General features: G+C 64.9%; 17 protein-coding genes and 1 tRNA gene. 11 read left to right on the top strand and 7 right to left on the bottom strand.

Annotation, left to right across the window (positions count from 1 at the left end; all coding sequences use genetic code 11):
* Window positions 1-146 precede the first annotated feature (146 nt).
* Entirely contained in the window at window positions 147-596 is a 450-nt protein-coding gene (locus tag ACUH78_RS14715; RefSeq protein WP_418365514.1) for a MaoC family dehydratase, read from the bottom strand.
* Between the two features lie 285 nt (window positions 597-881).
* Here ACUH78_RS14715 and ACUH78_RS14710 point away from each other — a divergent pair, with 285 nt between their 5' ends.
* The 7 genes from ACUH78_RS14710 to ACUH78_RS14680 all read left to right on the top strand — a co-directional run bounded on the left by ACUH78_RS14710 (window position 882) and on the right by ACUH78_RS14680 (window position 11,719).
* Entirely contained in the window at window positions 882-2,264 is a 1,383-nt protein-coding gene (locus ACUH78_RS14710) for a TIGR03013 family XrtA/PEP-CTERM system glycosyltransferase (protein WP_445333809.1), read from the top strand.
* A gap of 78 nt (window positions 2,265-2,342) precedes the next feature.
* Complete coding sequence (gene prsK / locus ACUH78_RS14705; RefSeq protein WP_418363334.1) at window positions 2,343-4,415, top strand: XrtA/PEP-CTERM system histidine kinase PrsK; 2,073 nt, start codon at window positions 2,343-2,345, stop codon at window positions 4,413-4,415.
* Window positions 4,412-5,785: a PEP-CTERM-box response regulator transcription factor gene (gene prsR, locus ACUH78_RS14700; protein WP_418363333.1), complete on the top strand. Its 1,374-nt coding sequence runs from the start codon at window positions 4,412-4,414 to the stop codon at window positions 5,783-5,785. Before prsK ends, prsR begins: the two co-directional genes overlap by 4 nt.
* Entirely contained in the window at window positions 5,782-8,586 is a 2,805-nt protein-coding gene (prsT, locus tag ACUH78_RS14695) for an XrtA/PEP-CTERM system TPR-repeat protein PrsT (RefSeq protein ID WP_445333810.1), read from the top strand. Before prsR ends, prsT begins: the two co-directional genes overlap by 4 nt.
* A 37-nt stretch (window positions 8,587-8,623) precedes the next feature.
* The gene (locus ACUH78_RS14690) at window positions 8,624-9,904 is read left to right on the top strand and encodes a nucleotide sugar dehydrogenase (protein ID WP_418363331.1); all 1,281 of its coding nucleotides are present in this window, start codon (window positions 8,624-8,626) and stop codon (window positions 9,902-9,904) included.
* A gap of 22 nt (window positions 9,905-9,926) precedes the next feature.
* The gene (locus ACUH78_RS14685; RefSeq protein ID WP_445333811.1) at window positions 9,927-10,913 is read left to right on the top strand and encodes a transglycosylase SLT domain-containing protein; all 987 of its coding nucleotides are present in this window, start codon (window positions 9,927-9,929) and stop codon (window positions 10,911-10,913) included.
* Complete coding sequence (locus ACUH78_RS14680) at window positions 10,910-11,719, top strand: S1 family peptidase (RefSeq protein ID WP_445333812.1); 810 nt, start codon at window positions 10,910-10,912, stop codon at window positions 11,717-11,719. The genes ACUH78_RS14685 and ACUH78_RS14680 overlap by 4 nt, the downstream gene beginning before the upstream one ends.
* A 24-nt stretch (window positions 11,720-11,743) precedes the next feature.
* On the opposite strand, the gene ACUH78_RS14675 is transcribed toward ACUH78_RS14680, so the two are convergent.
* From ACUH78_RS14675 to ACUH78_RS14665, 3 genes are all read right to left on the bottom strand, one after another.
* Complete coding sequence (locus ACUH78_RS14675; protein WP_445333813.1) at window positions 11,744-12,403, bottom strand: HAD family hydrolase; 660 nt, start codon at window positions 12,401-12,403, stop codon at window positions 11,744-11,746.
* A gap of 49 nt (window positions 12,404-12,452) precedes the next feature.
* A tRNA-Arg gene (locus tag ACUH78_RS14670) sits at window positions 12,453-12,527 on the bottom strand.
* 133 nt (window positions 12,528-12,660) lie between these two features.
* Entirely contained in the window at window positions 12,661-14,688 is a 2,028-nt protein-coding gene (locus ACUH78_RS14665; RefSeq protein ID WP_445333814.1) for a site-specific recombinase, read from the bottom strand.
* 182 nt (window positions 14,689-14,870) lie between these two features.
* Here ACUH78_RS14665 and ACUH78_RS14660 point away from each other — a divergent pair, with 182 nt between their 5' ends.
* Window positions 14,871-16,805 carry an ATP-binding cassette domain-containing protein gene (locus ACUH78_RS14660; protein ID WP_445333815.1) on the top strand — a complete coding sequence of 645 codons (1,935 nt, stop codon included), beginning with the start codon at window positions 14,871-14,873 and terminating at the stop codon, window positions 16,803-16,805.
* A gap of 161 nt (window positions 16,806-16,966) precedes the next feature.
* Here ACUH78_RS14660 and ACUH78_RS14655 read toward each other — a convergent pair whose 3' ends face one another.
* Together ACUH78_RS14655 and ACUH78_RS14650 are read right to left on the bottom strand one after the other, a co-directional pair.
* Window positions 16,967-17,869 carry a hypothetical protein gene (locus ACUH78_RS14655; protein WP_445333816.1) on the bottom strand — a complete coding sequence of 301 codons (903 nt, stop codon included), beginning with the start codon at window positions 17,867-17,869 and terminating at the stop codon, window positions 16,967-16,969.
* A 43-nt stretch (window positions 17,870-17,912) separates the two neighbouring features.
* The gene (locus ACUH78_RS14650) at window positions 17,913-18,488 is read right to left on the bottom strand and encodes a LemA family protein (RefSeq protein ID WP_418363324.1); all 576 of its coding nucleotides are present in this window, start codon (window positions 18,486-18,488) and stop codon (window positions 17,913-17,915) included.
* A 112-nt stretch (window positions 18,489-18,600) separates the two neighbouring features.
* Between ACUH78_RS14650 and ACUH78_RS14645 the strand changes: the two genes are divergently transcribed.
* Together ACUH78_RS14645 and ACUH78_RS14640 are read left to right on the top strand one after the other, a co-directional pair.
* Entirely contained in the window at window positions 18,601-19,809 is a 1,209-nt protein-coding gene (locus ACUH78_RS14645) for an MFS transporter (RefSeq protein ID WP_418363323.1), read from the top strand.
* The gene (locus ACUH78_RS14640; RefSeq protein ID WP_418363322.1) at window positions 19,809-19,934 is read left to right on the top strand and encodes a hypothetical protein; all 126 of its coding nucleotides are present in this window, start codon (window positions 19,809-19,811) and stop codon (window positions 19,932-19,934) included. The genes ACUH78_RS14645 and ACUH78_RS14640 overlap by 1 nt, the downstream gene beginning before the upstream one ends.
* A 12-nt stretch (window positions 19,935-19,946) precedes the next feature.
* Here ACUH78_RS14640 and ACUH78_RS14635 read toward each other — a convergent pair whose 3' ends face one another.
* Complete coding sequence (locus tag ACUH78_RS14635; protein ID WP_445333817.1) at window positions 19,947-20,810, bottom strand: HDOD domain-containing protein; 864 nt, start codon at window positions 20,808-20,810, stop codon at window positions 19,947-19,949.
* Window positions 20,811-21,101: 291 nt separating this feature from the next.
* On the opposite strand from ACUH78_RS14635, the gene ACUH78_RS14630 reads away from it, so the two are divergent.
* Window positions 21,102-22,298, top strand: coding sequence for a GGDEF domain-containing response regulator (locus ACUH78_RS14630; RefSeq protein WP_418363320.1), 1,197 nt, complete (start codon window positions 21,102-21,104; stop codon window positions 22,296-22,298).
* The last annotated feature ends 94 nt before the right edge of the window (window positions 22,299-22,392 follow it).

The following is a 22,392-nucleotide window of genomic DNA, read 5'->3' as shown; positions in this document are numbered from 1 at the left end:
GAAAGTAGGTCATCGTCAGACTAACCCAACTACACAACGCCCTGATGAACATAAAATCATCAGGGCGTTCGTGCGTCTAAAAACAACAAAAAGCATAAAACACCCGTGACCGCAAACACGGGTGTCTTGCGTCTACTCACCGATACTCAGTCGCGTTTCGGAACGAGCATTTCGGCTTCCCCTTCAAGAACTACGCTGCCACGCACGGTGCATACCGTCGAGAAGATCGCCCGGCGCTTCTCAGCTTTGAGCTCCTTAACCGTCACGCAGGCAACGACGGTATCGCCAACTTTCACCGGCGCCTTGAACTTGAGTGTCTGGGAGAGATAGATGCAGCCCGGGCCGGGGAGACGGGTGCCGAAAACGGCCGAAATCAGGCCGGCTGAAAGCATGCCGTGTGCGATGCGCCCACCGAACATGGTGCTGGCGGCGAACTCTTCGTCGAGATGAACGGGGTTGGTATCACCCGAAACGCCCGCAAACATCAGGATGTCGGCTTCACTGACCGTACGGGAAACCGAGGCGCTCATGCCGAGGTGGAGTTCCTCGAACGCATGTCCATACACGGCTGTGAAATCTCTGGTGGAATCACTCATGGTTTGCTCCTGGCAACTGACTGGAATGCTCCGACCCTACAGGGTCGTTGCACGAAAATCAATCGTGCATGCTGCGCTGCCGCATCACGGTGTAAGAATGCAGTAGGATTGTGCCTGTGCGCAGGGGTGCAAGCGTCCATTCTGGGCCGGGGTGTGATGCCCTTCACATCCATTGAGGAAGGCATTGTCTAGAGTGAATTCGTTGTGCCTCGAAAGAACGCGGGGCGATCAATTCTCCGGCGGGACGTAGTTCCGGTCCTGCTGTACCGAAGCCAGGGGTAGTCCATGTTGAAGGTATTCAGTCACTACTTGCCGACGCATGCGCTGCAGCAGGTGTTGTTCGATGCCGCGGTCCTTTTTTCCGTGGTCCTTTGTGCTATCGCAGTCCTCGGTTCGCACGAAGGACTTGAATGGGTGGCGTGCGTGCCCTCGGCGCTCACCTTCGCAGCACTGATGGTGGGGATGAACGCTGCGATGGGGCTGTACCGGCCCTTCTATGAGCGGTCCCGCCGTCAGGCCGCAGTGCGCGTGCTGCTTTCGCTCGTGGTAAGCATCCCCGTTGCGTATTTCGTGTTCCGAGTGCTCCCGTGGGCAGAGATGGCTCCGCTTGCACTGCAGTGGAGCATACTGGTGTCGTTGGGTGTGCTGCTACTTGCGCGCGGGGTGTTCAATCAACGACAGGCCGCGGGTATGTTCATTCCGCGGGTATTGATCGTCGGAACCGGGCGTGACGCGCGCCAGGTACATCTGGATCTGACTCGGCCGCTTCAGCGCAGCGTTGAAGTGGTCGGTTTCCTCCCCGTCAGTGGCAATGAGCGAATCGAAGTCGAACCCAGGCTGATGCTTCCTCCCGGCAACTTGATGGACGTCGCCAGAAAACTGCGGGTGGACGAAGTCATCGTTGCGGTTCGGGAACGGCGGGGGGGCGTGCTGTCACTGCGCGAGCTTCTCGACTGCAAGCTTGCCGGGTTGCGGATTCGGGATCTTTCGTCGTTCTTCGAATGCGTCCAGGGGCAGATTCGCCTCGACTCCCTGCGTGCAAGCTGGCTGATCTATGGAGACGGGTTCCGCCAGGGGTGGTTGCGCACTTTCGTGAAGAGGTGCTTCGATCTTGTGGTGGCCATGCTGCTCCTGCTGGTTTTCATGCCGATCATGATCGTTACGGCGGTCCTTATCCTGCTCGAAGACGGTGCGCCGATCTTCTACGCCCAGGAGCGGGTCGGTCTGGGCGGGCGAGTCTTCCGGGTGGTCAAGTTCCGCAGCATGCGCCGAGATGCCGAGAGGGATGGCAAGCCTCGCTGGGCGAGCGCTAACGATGATCGTGTAACGCGGATCGGGAAGGTGATCCGCAAGCTGCGCATTGATGAGTTGCCGCAGCTGTTCAACGTGCTGCGCGGGGACATGAGTCTGGTGGGGCCGCGACCCGAACGGCCGTTCTTTGTCGAGCAGTTGACGGAGCAGATTCCCTTCTATGCGGTTCGTCATTGCGTGAAACCAGGGGTAACGGGGTGGGCGCAGGTACGCTACCAGTACGGGGCTTCGGTCGATGATGCAGCGGAGAAGCTGCAGTACGACCTTTACTACGTAAAGAACCACACCCTGGTTCTCGATACACTGGTGCTGTTCGAAACTGTGCGTGTGGTGCTTACGGGAGAAGGGGCGCACTGAGCGTGCCGTGTCCGGTGAGGCAGTGCCAGGGTTCGGAGGCAGGGGTGTGCGTGTGCAAGCTTAAGGCGGAGCGGATGAATGCTTGAAGTCGCAGCCTGGAGTTACGGAGTCGCTGCGGTCGCCTATCTGGCTTTCGGGCTATACATTTTCTTTGCCTGGCGTGGGGCGCTGCCGGGCGGGGTGCTGTTTGCGGCGGTGACGCTGTCGGCGCTCTGGAGCGGGCTTTCCGCTCTGGGTGTGACCGGTTCAGGAATGAGCGTTTCGCTGGCGGCAAGCGTTGCGGACGTGCTACGGATCGGTGCTTGGTATGCCTTCCTGATCGTGCTCGCCCGTCCCTTGTGGGGGGGGCGACTGCGCTGGCCTGCGCAACTGGCCGTGCTGACGGTACTGATTCAGTTCGCCGCGCTCATTGCCGAGCTCTATCTGGGCGGTGCTGCCCTGGCGATTCGTCCGCTGCTGGCCGCCTGGCTGGGTCATGCCATTGTTGGCCTGATGCTCGTCGAGCAACTCTACAGGAACGTGCCCCCCGCCTCGCGCTGGGGTATCAAGCCGCTATGTCTTGCGCTTGCGGCCGGCTATACCTTCGAGCTCTACCTGTTTGCGGATGCGGCCCTTTTCTCTCGTATCGATGAAGATGTCTGGGCTGTGCGCGGGCTTGCTCATGCGCTGGTGATTCCACTTATCGCGCTCTCGGGTGCGCGTAGCCCCTCGTGGACATTGCGCATGTCCGTCTCCAGAGAGGTGGTGTTTCACTCCACCGCGCTCGCGGGAGCGGGCCTCTATCTGCTTGTGATCGCCGGCGCAGCCTACTACGTGCGTTATTTTGGCGGTGACTGGGGCCGTGCCCTGCAACTCGCGCTGCTGTTTGCCGGATTGGTGCTGCTCGGTGCGCTGCTGTTCTCAGGGGCGCTGCGGGCGAAGCTGCGTGTGCTGATCAACAAGCATCTCTTTCCCTATCGCTACGATTACCGCAACGAGTGGTTGCGCTTCACGCAGGCGCTGGCGTCCGCAGACAAGAGTCTGGACCTCGGGCAGACGGTCATCAAGGCGCTGTCGGATCTTGTCGAGAGCCCGGGGGGGGCGCTGTGGCTTGCCAACGGGCGGGGTGCGTTTGCCCTGCATTCGCGTTTCAATCATCCGGATGTGGATGCCTTCGAACCTGCTGATTCGGCTTTCTGCCGCTTCATGGATGAACGAGGCTGGGTGGTCGATCTGGGCGAGTATGCCGAGCGCCCGGAGCGGTACGAAGGGATGGTGTTGCCGGGCTGGCTGTGCCGTTTGGAAGAGGCCTGGGCGGTGATTCCGCTGCAGACGCCGGATGGATTGATCGGCTTCGTGGTGCTGAGTTCGCCACGCACCCCGTTCGAGATCGACTGGGAGGTGCTGGATCTACTGAAAACCGCGCAGCGCCAGGCAGCAGGTTACCTCGATCGCATGCTCTCGGCAGAAGCACTGCTCGAGGCACGCAAGTTCGACTCGTTCAACCGCATGTCGGCCTTCGTCGTGCACGACCTGAAGAACCTTGTCGCACAACTCTCCCTGATGCTGCGCAACGCCGAGCGCCATCGAGCCAATCCCGAATTCCAGCAGGACATGCTTGAGACCGTCGCGCATGTGGAGTCGCGCATGCGCGGATTGATGACGCAGTTGCAGGAGAAGCGCTCGATCGATCCGCCGCGCGCGGTCGATCTGTGCACCCTGCTGCGCACCGTATGCGAGCGGCGGCGCAGCCAGCGGCCTGCGGTCGAGCTCGCACTGAACGAGGCGCATGGCATTGAGGTCGCGGCGCACCCGGAACGGCTGGAAAGAATCATTGGTCATGTCGTGCAAAATGCACTCGACGCAACGCCCGAGGATGGTAAGGTTTCATTGAGTGTTTATCACGCGACGCCAGGTTGCGCGAGTCTGGTCGTTGAAGATACCGGCTGCGGTATGACGCGTGCGTTCATTCGCGAACGCCTGTCGCGCCCATTCGAGACGACCAAGGCGAGCGGCATGGGCATCGGCGTGTTCGAGACCCGGCAGTACCTTGAGGAAATTGGCGGGAGTCTGCGCTACGACAGCGAGCCTGGGCGCGGTACGCGGGTGACGATCGAGTTGCCGGTGGTCCAGCGCGAACGTCAACGTTCGGAAATTACAGGAATACAGTGAATACGACGCCCGACAAGCAGCGCACGCTCCTGATCGTGGAGGACGATCCGGCGCTGCAAAAGCAGATGCGATGGGCTTTCGACGCCTGCGATACGGTTGTTGCCGACGACCGGGAAAGCGCCATTGTACAGTTGCGCAAGCACGAGCCGGCCGTGGTTACCATGGATCTGGGACTACCCCCAGCCCCGGACGACGTGACTGAGGGCTTCAAACTTCTCCGCGAGATCCTCACTTTGGCGCCCGACACCAAGGTCATCGTGCTGACCGGCCAGCATGATCGCGAGAACGCGGTCAGAGCGGTCGGGCTGGGTGCATACGACTTTTTCGCCAAGCCCTTCGAGCCCGAGTTGCTCAATCTGACGATTGATCGCGCCTTCCGCATGCACGACCTGCAGATGGAGAACGCCCGGCTTGCGGCGCTCGCAGGTAGCCCGATGTCGGGGCTGCTCACGCGCGACCCGGGCATGCTCAAGGTCTGCCGCACGATCGAGCGCCTGGCCTCCGCGTCGGTCACGGTCGCCTTGCTGGGGGAGAGCGGAACCGGCAAGGAGATCCTTGCCCGTGGGTTGCACGCTCTGTCGCCGCGTTCGCAGGAGCGCTTCGTGGCGATCAACTGTGCGGCAATCCCGGACACCTTGCTCGAGAGCGAACTGTTCGGTTACGAAAAGGGAGCCTTCACCGGTGCAGTAAAGCAGACTCCGGGCAAGATCGAGACTGCGCACAAGGGAACGCTCTTCCTCGACGAGATCGGAGATCTACCCCTGGCGCTGCAGGCCAAGTTGCTGCGCTTCCTGCAGGAGCGCGTCATCGAGCGCATCGGCGGCCGTGATGAGATTCCGGTCGATGTCCGTATCGTCTGTGCCACCCACCGCGACCTGAAAACACAGATCCAGGCGGGGGTTTTCCGCGAGGATTTGTATTATCGTCTGGCGGAGATCGTGATCGAGATTCCGCCGCTGCGTGCGCGTGACGGTGACGCTGCCCTGCTCGCGCACGCATTCGTGCAGCGCTATGCGCGCGAGAACGGGCGGCGCCCGCCGGTGCTGGGTGAGGATGCCCTCTCCGCCATCGAGGCATACAGATGGCCGGGCAACGTCCGTGAGCTTGAAAACTGCATGAAGCGTGCGGTGATCATGGCCGACGGCGACTGCATCGGTGCGGTGGATCTCGGTCTTGGTGCCGCCGACGAGGATCTGTCCCACCTGAACCTGCGTCATGTCCGGGATGAGGCGGAGCGGACCGCGGTGCTCAAGGTCATCGCCCGCACCAACGGCAACATTGCGCGGGCTGCCGAGATCCTCGGCGTCAGCCGCCCCTCTTTGTACGATCTGCTCGGCCGCTTCGGCCTGAAGAAGGAGAATGGTTCGTGAGCTCGAGAAAACCCATACTGCGCCCGATCGCCTGGTCCGGGCGTGCCCGCGGCGCTGCTGCGATCGCGTTCTCCGCGCTACTTCTCGCGGGCTGCGGCCAGAGTCCCGACGAGATGTTGGCCTCGGCCAAGACCTACCTGGACAAGAAGGATCTTGCTGCGGCGAGCATTCAGTTGAAGAACGCCCTGCAGGAAAATGGAAGCCTTGCCGAGGCGCGCTTCCTGCTTGGCAGAATCCATTTGGAGCAGGGAGATGTGCTCGGGGCGGTCAAGGAACTGCAGCGAGCGCAGGAGCTCGGTTACGCCAGGGACGAAACCGCGCCGCTGCTTGCCCGGGCACTGGCGGATGCGGGGGAGTTCGACAAGTTGCTCGAGCAGTTCGCTGACCTGCGTGTCGGCAATGCTCAGGCCCAGGCGTCGATCCTCGCGGCGGTCGGTGATGCCCACCTCGCCAAGGGCAACCTCGAGAAGGCGCGCGCGGCGTTCTTGGATGCGCTGGTGGCCAATGACAATGATGCCAGGGCGCGGATCGGGCTGACGCGGGTCCATCTCGTCTCCGGCGACCTGGAAGCCGCGGAGCGTGAAGCTCGCCTGGGTGTTGAACGCCACCCCGAGCTGGCTATCGCGCATGCCTCCCTCGCAGACGCCCGGCTGATGCGGGGTGAGCCTGTCCAGGCGCTGGATGCGATGCGTGAGGCGGTTCGTCTGGCGCCGAAGAACGTCAGTTACCACAATGCCTACGTAATGCAGCTGCTGCGTTCGGGCAAGGCCGACGAGGCTGGCAAGGCGCTTGAGGCGATGCAGGCGGCGGCGCCCAATCACCCGCTCACGCGCTACATCAAGGCCGTGATCGACTTTCGTGATGGCCGGCTTGCCGAAGCACGAGACAACCTGACGCTAGTGCTCAAGGATGCGCCCAACCACCTGCCTGCAGAACTGCTTGCAGGGGCGGTACTCGTGCGGCTGAACGAGCACGCGCTTGGGCGCACCCATCTGGGGCGCGTGCTCGAACGTGCCCCGCGTGACGTCTTCGCGCGGCAGTCTCTGGTTGTTTCGCATCTCGCCACCGGCGAGGCGCAGCGTGCCCTCGAACTGCTCGAGCCGCTGTTGCAGATGGCCGAGCCCGATGCTCGCCAGCTCGGACTGGCGGGGCAGGTGTTCCTCGCCAACGGGGATTTCGAACGTGCGGAGGCCTACTTCGACCGCGCCGCCCAGGCCGCGCCCGAAGATCCGCGTGCGCGCGTACGGCTCGGTATCACCCGCATGGCGACCGGCGATGCCGAAGCCGCCTTTGCCGACCTGGAGAATGCTGCGCAGATGGACGAAAGCGGGATCCAGGCCGATCTCGCGATCGTGATGGGGCATTTGCGCCGCGGCGAAGCAGACAAGGCGCTCGAGGCGCAGGCGCAACTCGAACGCAAGCAGCCCGACAATCCACTGGTGCACAATCTTCGTGGTGGGTTGATGCTCGCCAAGCGTGATGTGCCAGCTGCCCGGGAAGCGTTCGAAAAGGCGCTTGCGATCAAGGGGGACTACCTTGCCGCCGCCGTCAATCTGGCGCGTCTCGACCTCGCCGAACAGCAGAGCGAACAGGCGATCGCGCGCATCAAGACGGTTGCCGACCAGAACCCCCAGAACGTGGAGGCCCTCCTCACGCTGGCGGAGATTCAGCGCGCAACCGGGGCGAAGCCCGCCGAGGTGCTCGCCTCGCTCGAGCGCGCCGAGGCCGCGTCGCCCGGAGCGGTCGCGCCCAACCTCGCCATCGTTCGCCACCACCTCGGCCAGGGTGACTTTCCGCGTGCGCTGCAACTTGCGCAGAAGGTCGCAGCGGCCCATGGCAACGACGCCCGGGTGGTCGAGATTCTTGCCCGCGCCCAACTGGCCTCGGGTGACAGCCAGCAGGCGATCTCGGCACTGAATCGCCTCGGCAGCCTGCTGCCACGTTCACCCCAGCCGCACATCATGCTGGCCGATGTGCAGCGCTCGCTCAAGGACAACAGTGCCGCGGAGCAGGCCTTGCGTCGTGCGCTGTCGATCGCGCCGGATGCGACCGAGGCCCAGCAGCGGCTGATCGCGCTGCTTGTCGAGCGTGGTGACCGCGATGGCGCGCTCAAGCTCGCGCGCGAGGCACAGTTGCGCCAGGCCGAACGCCCCGCAGGCTACCTGCTCGAGGGTGAGATCCATGCCAATGGCGGCAAGTGGAACGAAGCCGCGGAGGCGTATCGCAAGGCGCTGGAGGCCAACGGCGGCGGACCGGCTGCGGTGCGCCTGCATGGCGCCCTGTTGCGCGCGGAACGCCGGACCGAGGCGGATCGCGCAGCCGCTGCGTGGCTGGAGAAGCAACCGGATGATCTGATTGTTCGTGGCTACCTTTCGGAAATCGCGTTGTCAGAGGGGCGTCATGCCGATGCGATGACGCTGCTCTCGCGCATGCACGAGATGGTCCCCCAGAATGCACTGATCCTGAACAATCTGGCGTGGACCGCCAAGGAGATGAAGGACCCGAAGGCGCTCGAGTACGGCGAGCAAGCCTTGCGCCTCGCCCCCGACAACCCCGCCATCCTCGACACCGTGGGCATGATCCAGGTGGAAGGCGGCGATATCGAGAAGGGCCTGGTGAACCTGCAGCGAGCGGTTACGCTCGGCCCCGACCTGCTGCCGCTTCAGCTCAACCTGGCGCGCGCACTCGCGATCGCTGGGCGCAAGGATGAGGCGCGCGCAATGCTCGAAGCACTGCTTCCGCGCCTCAAGGAAGGGACCTCACTGCACCGCGAGGCGCTTGCGGTGCAGGGCACGCTTTGAACGAACCGCATCTCCAAACTCACAAGGAACACGCTACATGACCACCATCGCCGTCGTCGGGCTCGGTTACGTCGGACTCCCGCTCGCCGTGGAGTTCGGCAAGAAGTACCGCACCCTCGGCTTCGACCTGTCTGCCGAGAAGGTTGCAGCCTACCGCGAATTCTGCGACCCGACCGGCGAGGTCGCGTCCGAGGATCTGCGTGCCGCCACGCAACTCAGCTGTCACACCGACCCGGCCGTGCTCGCCGAGGCCGACTTCGTCGTCGTGGCCGTACCGACGCCGGTCGATGCCGCGCATCAGCCGGATTTCACACCCTTGGTGAAGTCTTCGGAGACGGTGGGTAAGCACCTCAAGCACGGCGCAGTCGTGGTGTACGAATCCACCGTCTATCCGGGCGCTACCGAGGAGGTCTGCATCCCCATCCTCGAGCGACAGTCCGGCATGAAGTGGAAGGAGGGTTTCTTCGTCGGCTATTCGCCCGAGCGCATCAACCCGGGCGACAAGGAGCGCACCGTTACCAAGATTCTCAAGGTGGTCTCGGGCGACACCCCCGCAACGCTGGCGAGGGTGCAGGAGGTCTATGGCTCGGTGATCACCGCAGGTGTGTATCCGGCCAGCTCGATCAAGGTCGCCGAGGCTGCCAAGGTGATCGAGAACACTCAGCGCGACCTCAACATTGCGCTGATGAACGAACTCGCGGTGATCTTCCACAAGATCGGCATCGACACGCTCGAGGTGCTCAAGGCGGCGGGTACCAAGTGGAATTTTCTCCCTTTCCGCCCTGGCCTGGTGGGTGGGCACTGCATCGGGGTCGATCCCTACTACCTCACGCACAAGGCCGACATGCTCGGCTATCACCCCGAAGTCATACTCGCCGGTCGGCGCATCAATGACGGCATGGGCAAATACGTGGCCGAGCAGACGGTCAAGCAGATGATCGTTGCCGGCTCCAGCATCAAGGGTGCGAAGGTTGTGGTGCTGGGCCTGACCTTCAAGGAGAACTGCCCCGATCTGCGCAACAGCAAGGTGATCGACGTCATTCACGAATTGCAGAGCTACGGCTGCGAGGTGATCGTGCACGACGCGGTGGCATCGTCCGCTGAGGCCGAGCACGAGTACGGCGTGTCGCTGTGTGACTGGGACGCACTGCCGGCGGCCGATGCGATCGTGGCTGCGGTTGCACATCGGGAGTATGTCGAGATGCCACTCGAGCGCCTGCTCACCAAACTTGCCCCGGGCGGCGTTTTCGCCGACGTGAAGTCCAGCTACGATCCGGCCGCTCTTGCGGCAAAGGGCGCGCGGGTCTGGCGTCTTTGACCTCGGCATGCCATAAAGAAGCATGGAGAAGAGCAAGCGTAAAGCCTCGTTTCGAACCGTGCTTCGCCCGTGGCGTCTTGGCGCAGGCATTCGCCTGGCGCTTGCGGTGGGCTTGTCGTTCGCCCCGGGCCTTGCCGCCCCCGTGTTCGCTGCAGGCAAGGATGCTGTCGCGCGTGTCCTTGCCGAGCAGGCGTCCTATCTCATCGCCGAAGCAATCGGCTACGAGCATGGCGAGGGTGTCCCGCGTGACCAGCCTTATGCAGCGCGGCTGTATTGCGAAGCGGCGCGTTTGGGCAATGTGCAGGCCATGTACGCGCTGGGCTGGATGTATGCCAACGGTCGCGGGGTCGAGCGCGACGATGCGCACGCGGCGTCGTTGTTTTCGATGGCGGCCGAGAGGGGCGACGAGCACGCGGCACGGATGCTGCGCTACACCGGCGGCGCGGAAGGGGCTGCGAGATCGCCGGCCTGTCTCAAGACGCCTTCTTCCATCCTCGCGGAACGCTGGCCGGTCGCGGCGCTTATCGCCCGTCTGCCTGCGGAGCGCCAGCAGGTGGCCCAACTGCTCGCTGAACTTGCGCCTGCTTACGGGGTGTTGCCGCAATTTGCGCTCGCGGTCGGGCTGACCGAGTCAGCGCTCAACCCGCAAGCCCGGTCGCCCAAGAACGCGATGGGGGTGATGCAACTGATTCCCGCCACCGCCGAGCGCTTCAATGTCACGCGTCCCTACGATCCCGAGCAGAACATCCGCGGTGGCTTGGCCTATCTACGCTGGCTGCTGGCGTACTTCGAGGGGGATATTGCGCTTGCCGCGGCTGGGTACAACGCGGGCGAGGGCACGGTGGACCGCTACCGCGGCGTGCCGCCGTACCGTGAAACCCAGGCGTATGTCGAACGCATTCTTCGCCACGTCGGGCACGACCATCACCCCTTTGACGGTAGCGTGGTGGCACCCAGCCCGATGCTGCGCAAACTTCGCCTCGCCAGCCAGGAGGAGCACGAAACGTGAGCCCTGAACGCCGGGCAGAAGCCCCGTCGGCGCCGCGCCGGCGCACCCTCGTCGCTGCGTTTGCGCTGTCCGTGCTGGCGACATTTCCGATCACATCTCGCGCGGGCTTGGTGGACACCGTTCCCCGCATCAAACCCTCCGTGGTTGCGGTGGGGACGTATCAGCGCACGCGCAGTCCTGCTTTCCAGTTCCGGGGCACCGGTTTTGTCGTCGGCAACGGTCTGCTGATTGCGACCAATGCCCATGTGCTCCCGGAAAGCCTCGAAAGCGACAAGATGGAGACACTCGTCATCGTCACCGCGGGTGACGCTGACGAGGGAAGGGTGCGGGCGGCCAGCGTCGTTGCCACCGAGCGCGAGCGCGACCTCGCCGTACTCCGTCTCCTGGGCGGCGCACCGCTGCCTGCGCTGCGTCTGTCTTCAGGCGCGCGTGTTCAAGAGGGGCAGGAGGTTGCATTCACCGGATTTCCGATTGGCAACGTGCTCGGCATGACGCCGGTCACGCATCGCGGTATCGTCGCCGCAATTACCCCGATCGCCATTCCCCAGGCCAACTCCCGCGCACTTAACCCGGCGCTGATCCGGCGCCTTGCGAACGATCCCTTCCGCGTGTACCAGCTTGACGCGACCGCCTACCCAGGCAATAGCGGCAGCCCGCTCTACGATCCCGAGACGGGCGTGGTGATTGGCGTGCTCAACATGGTGTTCGTCAAATCGACCAAGGAGAACGTACTGTCAGATCCCTCGGGTATCAGCTACGCGATTCCGGTCGAGTATCTTCAGCGTCTGCTGTCGGGCGTCCAGTAGTCCCCACCCGCGTCCGCCTTGTGTTCAGCTTGCGTCAAGGATGGCTTTGGCCAACTCGGCCGGCGAGGTCGCGGCGCGCCAGTGCGGGGCCAGTTCGTGGCTGCCCAGGCTTCCGTACCCCCAGGTGGCGGCGATGAAGGGCAGGCCGTTGGCGTCGGCCGATTCGCCATCCTCGCTGCGGTCGCCCACATACACGGCCTGCTCGCGCGTGATGCCGCGGTCTGCCAGCAGGCGGGCAATCATCGTGGCCTTGTCCGGCAGGCGGGGGGGGAACAGATCGAGCGCATACACCGCCGCAAAATGCCGCGCCCAGCCGAGGTGCTCAAGGATCAGCTGCGTGGGGTGCAGGCGCTTGTTGGTCGCGATCGCAAGCGTGCATCCACCGGCCACCAGCGCCTGAAGCAACTCGCCTACGCCCGCGTAGGCCGCGGTTTGAAGGTAGCCGGTGCTGTCGTAGCTCGCCTTGAACGCGCCTGCGAGCGCATCGATCACGCCCGGGTCTTCGGTCCCGGCCAGCATCTGCAGCGTCTCGAGCAGCGGCGGGCCTACGATCGAGGCGTCGATGGAGGTCACCGGTTCGCGCGCCGTAGCGCTGAACGCGTCGCGATAGCTTGCGAGGATGGCCGGCGCAGAATCAACGAGCGTGCCGTCCAGGTCGAAGAGCACGTGGGCGTAATGCGGCATGGGCGGGTCACCGAGGTCGGCCGCGCAAAGTCGCGCAAGCTTGAGCAAGTGGTCCCGCCACCAGGAATCGAACCTGGATCTGGCGCTTAGGAGGCGCCCGTTCTATCCATTGAACTATGGCGAGACTCAGGGGCGGCATTCTAGCCGTTCGGAGGCCTCAGACCAAGCCCGGTGTAGGGAGTTGTAGGGAGCCCGGCTGCCAACAGCCAGGCTCCCCGTGCCTGGTTGATCAGGCCTCCGCTCGAGTTCGGCAGTGCTCAGCGGGTGTCCTGCGATGACGCTGTGGCGGGCTCGTCCGAGCGGGGTGGGAACAGGAAGGCGTGCGGCGTACGCAGGAGGCGGCGCAGCAGCAGGCCGCCCAACGCACGGCTCTGGGCGAAGGTGATGCGGCGCGCGCGCATTGCCACGCTCAGCGTGAGCAGGAAGCTGACCAGCAGGTTGGTGAGACCGATCAGCAGCACGCCAGAGAACGCCAGCAGCACCGTCCCGAGCGGAATGGAGAAGTCCAGCGCGGCGCTTGCATAGCCCAGGTAGGCCGACGAAAAGGCGATGTGGCGAATATCGATCGGCAGGCCGAACAGGACCCCGAGCGCGGTGGCGCCGCCGAGCAGGAAGCCGAAGAAGAAATTCCCCGCGAGCGCGCCGATGTGCTCCTCGACGTACTCGGCCAGTTGCGCCTGGCGTTGTTCGCCGAGCAGCCGTCGCAGGCTGCGCAGCTGGCGCAGGCGTTGCGGGACGCGGTTGTAGGCGGAGAGGTTGTCGTAGTAGGCGGCGATCAGGCCCGACATGAACAGGCACACGCCGGCGATCGCTGCGTAGAAGAGGGCGCCACCGCGCGGGTCGATCTCCTGCAGCAGCACCTCGGCCTTGTCCGGCGATACGAAATGGTCGCCGGTGGCGAGGTGGATGAGGAGCCCGACGCCGATCGCCACCGGGATCGCCACGCCGATGTTGCCCAGGATGGCGCCGGTCTGGCTGCGGATGGTACGCACGATGAGGTCGGCGAGCGCCTCCAGGTCGCGCGTCTTGCCCTTCGCCTCACCGATCGAGGCGGCGATCGCATTGGCGGTCATCGCCGGCTGCTTGGTCGCCACCGTGCCGCCGAGCATGTGGATGAGCATGAAACCCAGGCCGTAGTTCAGGCAGAACGACAGCAGTTCGTTGAGCGGCGCCATGCCCTGACCACCGAGTACGATCTTGTTCGCCGCCATGAAGGCGATGATCAGCCCGCCGAGCGCAGCGGAGGCGAGCAGGCCGAAATACTCGCGCCGGGTTGAGGTGATGTAGTGCTCGCCGGTCCGGCTCGCGCTCTCCGTCATGCGCAGGGACAACAGCTCCACGTTCTGCCCCCAGTAGTCCGAGAGCACGTTCTTGCGGCATTCGGCGCGAACCAGGGTCTTGAACAGGCGAACGATGCGTGGTGCAGCATCCTCGACCACCCGCCGCGTGCGAAGCTCGCCGAGCAGCTCGATCAGGTCGTGGATGCGCTCAAGATGCTGGCGCAGACGTTCCAGCTTGAAAGTGAGGGTGAGGCTGGTGCCGATGCGCATCGCACGTTTGCGCACGCGCTGCAGGATCTCGTCGCACTGGTGCAGCATCACGGTGAGGTGCTTGTCGTCGGCGATCAGCGCCCCGGGGGTGGTCCACCACTTCTTGTAGTGTTCGATGTATGAGAGCAGCTCCGCGTTCTGCGCGAGGAAGGGTGACTCATGCTCCTCAAGATTGGGGTCGATGCGTACCAGCTCGCGGTCCAGTCCGATTGCCGAGACGTGGAAGGACAGCACGCGCAGCGACTCGAGAATCTCCTCCACCGCGTTGGGCAGCGGGCTGGCATCCTCCTCGAACATCGGTGTCTGGTGGCCTACCAGCAGATGCAGCAAGGCCTGCCAGTCCTCGTCCGGGATGGCGTTCACCCAGATCTCGTCGTCGACGCGGTGGAAGGCCGCAGAGATGAAGTCCTTCAAATAGCTTGTGTCAATGATCTCGGGCAGCAGCCGCCCGCCCACGCGGCGGAAGGTCTCGGAGAAGAAGCCCGTCGAAGGCAGCAGGCCCGAGGAGACGTACATCGTGACCTGCTTGTGCTCATCGAACAGGCGCAGCAGTGCGCCGCGCAGGTTGGCGAGCAGGTCGGAGCGGCGCGCGAGCAGGTGGCTCAACGCGCGCAGGTTCTCCGCAGCCTTGTCAGCCTGTGCGGCTTGCGGCGGACGCAGCTTGTTGATCAGCGATGCCCACAGGGCAGCCTGATCCTGGTCGGAGCGACCAAAACGTTCGAGAAGTCGTTCCATGATCCCTTTCGTGTCGATTCTGCCGGCCCGGAGCGCTGGGCGGGCAGGGGGTCCCGGTCGGTACACGCGCTCTGCGCCCGGCCCTTTCGGCGATGCATTATGCGGCATTCCGCACCAGCGCCTTGGCGGGGGCTAGAATTCAGCCTTTCCCATCACCCTGTAGCCGTCGCTGCACACCCACGATGCCCCTGCTTTCGGTCGAGAATGCCTGCCTTGCCTTCGGTCACGTCGATCTGCTCGATCACGTGAGCTTCCAGCTCGATCTCGGCGAGCGCGTTGCGCTCATCGGGCGCAACGGCTCGGGCAAATCCAGCCTGCTGCGTGCGCTTGCCGGGCAGGCGGCGCTGGATGATGGCACAGTCTGGCGGCAGGCTGAAATGGTCACCGCCTATGTCCCGCAGGAGCCGGACTTCCAGTTGGAACGCGACGTGTTCGCGACCATCGCCGACGGCCTGGGTGCAGCGGCGCAGCTACTGGTTGACTACCACGCAGCGATGCTCGCGGTGGCCGAACACGCCACGGCTGAGGCGATGGCCCGGCTCGATGCCCTGCAGCATGCGGTCGAGTCGGCCGAGGCATGGCGCCTGAACCAGCGCGTCGAACAGGTCGTGGCGCGTCTGGGACTCGATCCGACGGCATTGGTTTCCAGCCTCTCGGGCGGCGGCGTCAAGCGTGTAGCCCTGGCGCGCGCCCTGGTCGCCGAGCCGGATCTGCTGCTGCTCGACGAGCCGACCAACCATCTCGACCTCGACGGCATCCTGTGGCTCGAAGAGCTGATCCGTGATTTTCGTGGCGCGGTCATCGTCATCACCCACGACCGCGTCTTTCTCGATCACGTCGCCACCCGCATCATCGAGCTCGACCGCGGCCATCTGGCGAGCTACGCAGGGCGCTTCTCCGAATACCAGCGCCGCAAGGCCGAGGAGCTGGAGGCCGAGGAGAAAGCGGCTGCCCGCTTCGACAAGTTCCTCGCGCAGGAAGAGGTCTGGATTCGCAAGGGGGTCGAGGCTCGCCGCACCCGCAACGAGGGGCGCGTGCGCAGGCTCGAGTCCCTGCGCCGTGCGCGCGCTGCTCGCCGCGACCGCCTCGGCGACGTCAGCCTCACGGTCGACACCGGCGACAAGAGCGGTCAGATGGTGGCCGAGCTCACCCATGTCACCAAGCGCTACGGCGACAAGGTGGTGGTGCGCGACTTTTCAACCCGTATCCTGCGCGGCGATCGCATTGGCTTCATCGGTCCGAACGGCGCCGGCAAGACCACGCTGTTGAAGCTGATCCTGGGCGAAATCGAGCCCGACGAGGGCACGGTCCGCCGCGGTACCCGGCAGACGGTGGCGTATTTTGACCAGCTGCGCGCCCAACTCGACCCCGAGCTGCCGCTCACCGAGGTCATCAGCCCGGGCTCGGACTACGTCGAGATCGGGGGCGAGAAGAAGCACGTCATAGGCTATCTGGGCGACTTCCTGTTTGCGCCGCAGCGCGCGCGTTCGCCCGTCAAGTCGCTGTCCGGTGGCGAGCGCAACCGCTTGCTGCTGGCGCGCCTGTTCGCACGCCCGGCCAACGTGCTGGTACTCGACGAGCCGACCAACGACCTCGACATCGAAACCCTGGATCTGCTCGAAGAGCTGCTCGCCGGATACGACGGTACGCTCTTCCTCGTCAGCCACGACCGAGCCTTCCTCGACAACGTTGTGACGCAGGTGATCGCCGCCGAAGGCGACGGGCGCTGGGGCGAGTACGCGGGCGGCTACGAGGACTGGCAGCGTGTGCAGGCGCGCCGCGCCGAAGATGCAGCCGGCCGTGAGGCGGCAGCGCGCGAATCCGCGAAGCGTAGTGCGCCGGCGGTCGATAGGTCGCGCGTGACCGACACGCGTAGCGCAAGCCGGCCGGCCAAGCTCTCCTTCAACGACAAGCGTGAACTGGAGGCGCTGCCAGACCGCATCGCCGCGCTCGAGGACGAGCAGACCGCGCTCCATGCACGCATGGCCGACCCGGCGCTGTACCAGGGCGCTCCGCAGGAAGTCGCGCAGATCAAGGCCCGGCTCGAGGCGCTCGAGGCTGAGATCGAGGCCGCGATGCTGCGTTGGGAAGCGCTTGAATCGCGCGCCGAGGGCTGACGCAGCCGCACGGGATCGGCACGCTGCGGGAGGCCCCGCTCGCGGGATGGCGTCTGTCCAGAGGCGGACGTGCGCGCGCATGCAGCCGTTCAACCTGCGGCGTTCGCGAGCGCGCGCCCACGGGGTGTCGCGGGTGAACGTTCGCGGCAAGATGATGGACTTCAGATCACGCCAATCTGCACGAACCAGGCCCCGGCACCTGCCGCACCGACGAACACCGCGGCGTGGTATGCGGCCAGCCAGCGGTAGTTGCGGCCGATCTCTTCCGGGTCGCGGTCGGAAATCAGGAACAGGCGGCGCCCGTCCGGGCGATGCACCACGTGCAGATCGGGTGCGGCCAGGGCCTCCGTCTGCATCCGTCGCACCTCGCGCCTGGCCTGCGCGCGGGCCAGCTCCCATTCGCGGATGTCGATCTCGCCATTGCCATCGAGGTCGAAGCGGGCCAGCAACTCGGGGTGGTTCAGCTTCCACTGTGCGAGCAATTCCCTGACCTGCGCGGCGCTATCGGTCGCGACATCGGCGCTGCCCAGGGTGGCGAAGTCGCCCAGCACATAGATGCGGTCGTGGCGGATCAGGGACCACTGGCGGTAGCGCAGGTCGCCGTTGCGGAAAACGTCGCAGCGGCGCACCAGCATCTCGGCGCCGTCCGGGTCCACCACGCACTGGCCGCTACCGTCGTCGAGCAAAAAGGACGCGTCGCTGGTTTCCGTGCCGGTCACACGCCATTTGCCGTCCGACTGTCGGCGCTCGGTGACCAGCCGGTACCACAGCAGCGGCAGGCCGTTCACCGGGGAGAGCAGCGGCATGCCGTCCAGCGGCTGACCACGGCCCTGCAGTTCGGTGTAGCCCTGGGCGGCAGACGCAATGCGTGCGGTCGGTGTGTCGGCGATCAGGCGCGCATGGCGCAGGGCGCGCACCCAGCCGAGCAGGCCGGTGCCCAGCAGCAGTGCGATCGCAACCGCCGTGCCTGCCCCTTCGCTGAAGCGCAAGGCGAGGGCGACGGCCGCGAGCTGGATTGCGGGCAGCGCGAGGTCGGTGCGCACATGGCGCAGATGCACGAGCATGGCTCAGGCCGACGTGTGGCGATAGGCAGAGGGTGCCGCCAGGTCAGGCGCGGAACAGGGCCTTCAGGTCGACGTCGGCCTTTTCCTCGGTGCTGAACTGCAGCAGCGGCTGCTCGCTGTAGGCGAACAGGCGGGCGATGATCAGATCCGGGAATTGCTCGATGCGGACATTGTGCAGATTCACCGACTCGTTGTACCACTCACGCCGGTCAGCGATCCCGTTCTCCAGTGCGGTGATGCGTGTCTGCAACTGCATGAAATGCTCGTTGGCCTTGAGCTCGGGGTAGGCCTCGGCCACCGCGAAGATCTGCCCGAGTCCGGCACGCAGCAGGTTCTCGGCGGCACCCAGCGCGGGTACGTCGTGCGCCTCGCGCGCCTTCGCCACACGTGCGCGTGCTTCGGTTACCCGTGCCAGTGTTTCCTGCTCGAACTGCTTGTACTGGCGGCAAACCTCGACCAGTTTTGGCAGCTCGTCGTGGCGCTGCTTGAGCAGCACGTCGATGTTGGCCCAGGCCTTGGAGAGGTTGTGCTTGAGCTGCACCAGGCCGTTGTAGACCACGATGCCGTACACCAGGGCAAGGACGATGAGGCCGAGAAAGACTGCAGTGCCGATGCTCATATGGGACTCCTGTTCGTTCGGGCTGCATCATATACTCCCGTCCTTGCCACAAGCGTTACGCATGCCACAGTCGCACTCAATAAAGGGTGCCAGATAACGGAAAACTGCAGCCTTGACCCCCGATTCCTCCTCATTTCTGCGCAGGCCCGCCGTGGTGCTCGTCTGTGGCGCGCTGATCCTTACGCTGGCCATGGGGGTGCGCCACACGGGCGGACTGTTCCTGCAGCCGATGACGCTCGACCAAGGCTGGTCGCGCGAGCTGTTCTCCTTCTCGATTGCGCTGCAGAACCTGCTGTGGGGCCTGTTCCAACCCTTCGCCGGGGCCTTCGCCGACCGCCACGGTGCGGGCCGCACATTGGTCGGCGGTGCGCTGCTCTATATCCTCGGGCTGGTGGTGATGGCCCATGCCGACACCGCGCTCGGACTCAACGTGGGCGCGGGCTTGCTGGTTGGCATGGGCCTGTCGGGCACCACCTTCAGCGTGGTGCTGGGCGTGGTCGGTCGCATGGCGGCGCCGGAGAAACGCAGCATGGCCCTCGGCCTTGCTTCCGCCGGAGGCAGCTTCGGCCAGTTCGCGGTGCTGCCGGTGGGGCAGGGGCTGATCAGCATGGTCGGCTGGCAGGATGCCCTGCTGTGGCTCGCACTCGGCATTGCGCTGATCATTCCGCTTGCCGCGGCCGTGACCGGCACCAGCGAGCGTGGCGGCGGTGTGGAGCAGTCGCTGCGCCAGGCGCTCGGCGAGGCGATGCGCACGCCCAGCTTTCATTACCTGTTCTGGAGCTTCTTCGTGTGCGGCTTCCAGACCGCCTTCATCATGCTGCACCTGCCCGCATTCGTGGTCGATAGCGGCATGTCGGCCAACATCGGCATGACTGCGGTGGCGCTGATCGGTCTGTTCAACATCTTCGGCTCCTTCCTGTCGGGCTGGCTGGGCGGCTGTTACAGCAAGAAGGGGCTGCTCGCGGGCATCTATGCGCTGCGTATCGTGGCGATCCTTGCGCTGCTGCTGTTTCCGCTCTCGCAGCTCACGCTCTATCTGTTCGCGGCGGTGATGGGGTTGCTGTGGCTGGGCACGGTGCCGCTGACCAGCGGCCTGGTCGGGCATATCTTCGGTCTGCGCTACATGGGCATGCTGTACGGCATCGTCTTCCTCGGCCATCAGATCGGCGGCTTTCTCGGCGCCTGGCTGGGCGGGCGGATCTTCGACCTGAGCGGCTCCTATCTGATGGCCTGGTGGCTGTCGATTGCGCTGTCGGTGATGGCGGCCGCGCTGTCGCTGCCGGTGCGTGAAGCGCCGCTGCTGCGAACGGCGGCACGCTGATGCACGCGTGGCTGCGGATCGTGCTGATTGCGCTTGCTGCGCTGGTGCTGGGGGTGATTTTCGCCGCCTATCAGCATCCCGCACTGCTGCTGGATTTCGGCAGCCTGCTCCTGATGTGCGGCTGACCCCGCGCGGGCTCAGCCGCCAGCGGGTGGCGCGAGCAGGCGCTCGAGCGCCTCTTCGGGCGCGCCGAGGCGGGTGAGGAGGGTTTCGGGTCCCAGATGAAGCAGATCCTCGAGTGCGGCGAGGTCATCAGGCAGTGCTGGATCATCCCAGCCATGGGCGAGGTGGCGCGTGAAGTCGGCCGCCAGCCGGATCGTGCGTACGCGCGGGTTCTGCTGCTCGCGGTCGTCCAGCAGGGCCACCAGCAACTGCGGCATGTGCCAGGCGCGAACCAGCGCGAGCTGCAGTTCGGCAGCGGTGACGCCGAACACGGCGCGCTGGGCCTCGGCCGATCGCAACCCGGGCTGTGCCTGCTGGCGGCGCAGGACCTCCAGGCTCATCGTGGGCGCGTGAATCCAGGTGACGATCTCGGTGGTGTCGTGCAGCAGCGCCGCGACGGTGATCTCCTGCACGTCGAGGTCGCGGCGCAGCACGGCAAAGTCGCGCGCGTACTCGGCCGCCCTGCGCGCCCTTCCGATGACCCGAAGCACGCCCACGAGTGCTCTGGGGTGCGCGGCGAGCGCGTCCTCGACCGTGGGCAGTTCGTCGAAGGCCTTGAAGAAGGGCTCCACGCCCATCATCATTACTGCACGTTCGATGGTCGTGATGTCGTGGTTCTGCGACGCTCGGCGATGACGTTCGAGGTACGAGAGCAGTCGCAGCGTCATCAAGGGGTCGGTCAGCACGATGCCCGAGAGTTTGCGGGCATTGATCGATTCGCCGCTGTCTCTCAATGTCTCGAGCGCACGTACTGTATGGCGGAGCACCGGCAGCGAGGTCGCGGAGAACGCGTCCACATACGCGGAGACCGACGAAAGGGGAGAATGCAGCAAAGGCATACGGGCCTCGTGGTGCGGCATGGGGTGTGTACGGGTCAGATTACGGCAGTCTGAACGCTCTTCTTGAGCGCGTCACGTGCTGAATTCACGATGCGGCGGGGCGGCCGCGAGTTGTGGCTATAATTATGCATGACGCGGCGCATGCGCTGACGGATACAGGACGAGGAGACTACCGGATGAGCCCCTTCAAGGCCTTCCAGATCGATGAGGGCACCAGGCGCGCGCTTGCTGGCCAGGGCGGCTGTGTACCGGGTCGCGGAGCCTGAGGCGAACACGGGCATGGAGGGGGAGATGAACGAAGACGGCAAGCTGCCCCGCATCCTCGTCGTGGACGATTCGCGCATGGTTCGTGCGACCATCGTCAAGCACATTCGTGGCCGCTTCGAGGTGCGTGAAGAAGCCGATGGCGAGGCGGGGTGGCAGACGCTGCTCGTAGACCCCGACATCGAACTCGTACTGACCGATATCGGCATGCCCAGGCTGGACGGCTATGGCCTGCTCGAGCGCATCCGCGCTTCCAGGGTGTCGCGTGTGCGCGACCTGCCGGTCGTCATCATCTCGGGCGACGAGGACGAATCCGCCCGCGAGCGTGCGCTGACGCTGGGTGCCAATGGATTCATCGCCAAGGGTACGGGCAGCGTCGAACTCATCGCCACGCTCTCGTCGCTCGTTCGCCTTGCCAAGGCGCAAAGCGAGCTTGAGCGCAACCGCGCGGCGCATGCAGATCAGGGCGCGGCTGCCGTAGTGGATACGGAAACCGGGTTGGCGAGCCCGGCGTATCTCAAGCAGCGTGCGGTGCAGGGGGTGGCCGAAGCCCGGCGTCAGGGGGGCGACATCAGCGCCATGGTGGTGCGAGTCGATCAGTTCGATGCGCTCGAGCAGCGCTATGGTGAGCAAGTGGCGCAACTCGTGCTGCGCAAGCTCGGCAAGATGCTCGCCGGGCGCATCCGTACGGAAGATACGCTTTCCCAGCATTCCGCCTCCGAGTTCGTATTGCTGTCGCCCGGTATCGACCGGATATCGAGCTGCGCCTTTGCCCTGCGTGTGCGAAGCAGCGTGGAACGGCTCGTCATGGTGTACCGCGAGGAACGTATCCGCGTCACCCTGAGCATCGGAGTGGCCAACGCGATGAGCGATGGGCGCGAGGTGGTCAGCGAACTGCTGGCGCTGGCGCTCGAACGTGCAGCCCAGGCCCGCGCTCATGGCGGCAACCGGGTGGTGGGCCGGGACGGAGAGGTCGACCCGGACGAGGTTGAGCGCATGCTCGGGCGTGCGCCCAGCATCGACCACGTTTTACGGCAGTTGCGCGCAGGTGAGCGCGAAGAGGTCGCGGCGCAATTGCCGCAGATCGTCGGTGCCCTGATGCCGCTGCTCGAATTGCTAGAATCAAGGCTTCATGCCGGCATACCGCTCGCCCGACTCGGCGAGTTCCATGACAAGAGCGGATCCGGCAAGGACGAGGGTGGGTTTACGCGCACCGTCGTCTGATAAAGGTGTGTTGGCCTGCATTGCGGCGCTATCCCGGCGCTGCACTGCGGGTCTCACGTCAATTGCGTTCCAGAAACATTGAAGGGAGAGGAAT

It is taken from the genome of Thauera sp. ZXT1-4, assembly GCF_052598215.2.
This window is presented reverse-complemented; position numbering and strand designations above follow the sequence as displayed.

What these genes read in the sequence shown, in the direction of transcription:
- ACUH78_RS14715 (WP_418365514.1), bottom strand. Translation starts at nt 596, where the DNA reads ATGAGTGATTCCACCAGAGATTTCACAGCCGTGTATGGACATGCGTTC.
- ACUH78_RS14710 (WP_445333809.1), top strand. Translation starts at nt 882, where the DNA reads ATGTTGAAGGTATTCAGTCACTACTTGCCGACGCATGCGCTGCAGCAG.
- prsK (WP_418363334.1), top strand. Translation starts at nt 2,343, where the DNA reads ATGCTTGAAGTCGCAGCCTGGAGTTACGGAGTCGCTGCGGTCGCCTAT.
- ACUH78_RS14690 (WP_418363331.1), top strand. Translation starts at nt 8,624, where the DNA reads ATGACCACCATCGCCGTCGTCGGGCTCGGTTACGTCGGACTCCCGCTC.
- ACUH78_RS14685 (WP_445333811.1), top strand. Translation starts at nt 9,927, where the DNA reads ATGGAGAAGAGCAAGCGTAAAGCCTCGTTTCGAACCGTGCTTCGCCCG.
- ACUH78_RS14675 (WP_445333813.1), bottom strand. Translation starts at nt 12,403, where the DNA reads ATGCCGCATTACGCCCACGTGCTCTTCGACCTGGACGGCACGCTCGTT.
- ACUH78_RS14665 (WP_445333814.1), bottom strand. Translation starts at nt 14,688, where the DNA reads ATGGAACGACTTCTCGAACGTTTTGGTCGCTCCGACCAGGATCAGGCT.
- ACUH78_RS14660 (WP_445333815.1), top strand. Translation starts at nt 14,871, where the DNA reads ATGCCCCTGCTTTCGGTCGAGAATGCCTGCCTTGCCTTCGGTCACGTC.
- ACUH78_RS14655 (WP_445333816.1), bottom strand. Translation starts at nt 17,869, where the DNA reads ATGCTCGTGCATCTGCGCCATGTGCGCACCGACCTCGCGCTGCCCGCA.
- ACUH78_RS14650 (WP_418363324.1), bottom strand. Translation starts at nt 18,488, where the DNA reads ATGAGCATCGGCACTGCAGTCTTTCTCGGCCTCATCGTCCTTGCCCTG.
- ACUH78_RS14640 (WP_418363322.1), top strand. Translation starts at nt 19,809, where the DNA reads ATGCACGCGTGGCTGCGGATCGTGCTGATTGCGCTTGCTGCGCTGGTG.
- ACUH78_RS14635 (WP_445333817.1), bottom strand. Translation starts at nt 20,810, where the DNA reads ATGCCTTTGCTGCATTCTCCCCTTTCGTCGGTCTCCGCGTATGTGGAC.
- ACUH78_RS14630 (WP_418363320.1), top strand. Translation starts at nt 21,102, where the DNA reads ATGAACGAAGACGGCAAGCTGCCCCGCATCCTCGTCGTGGACGATTCG.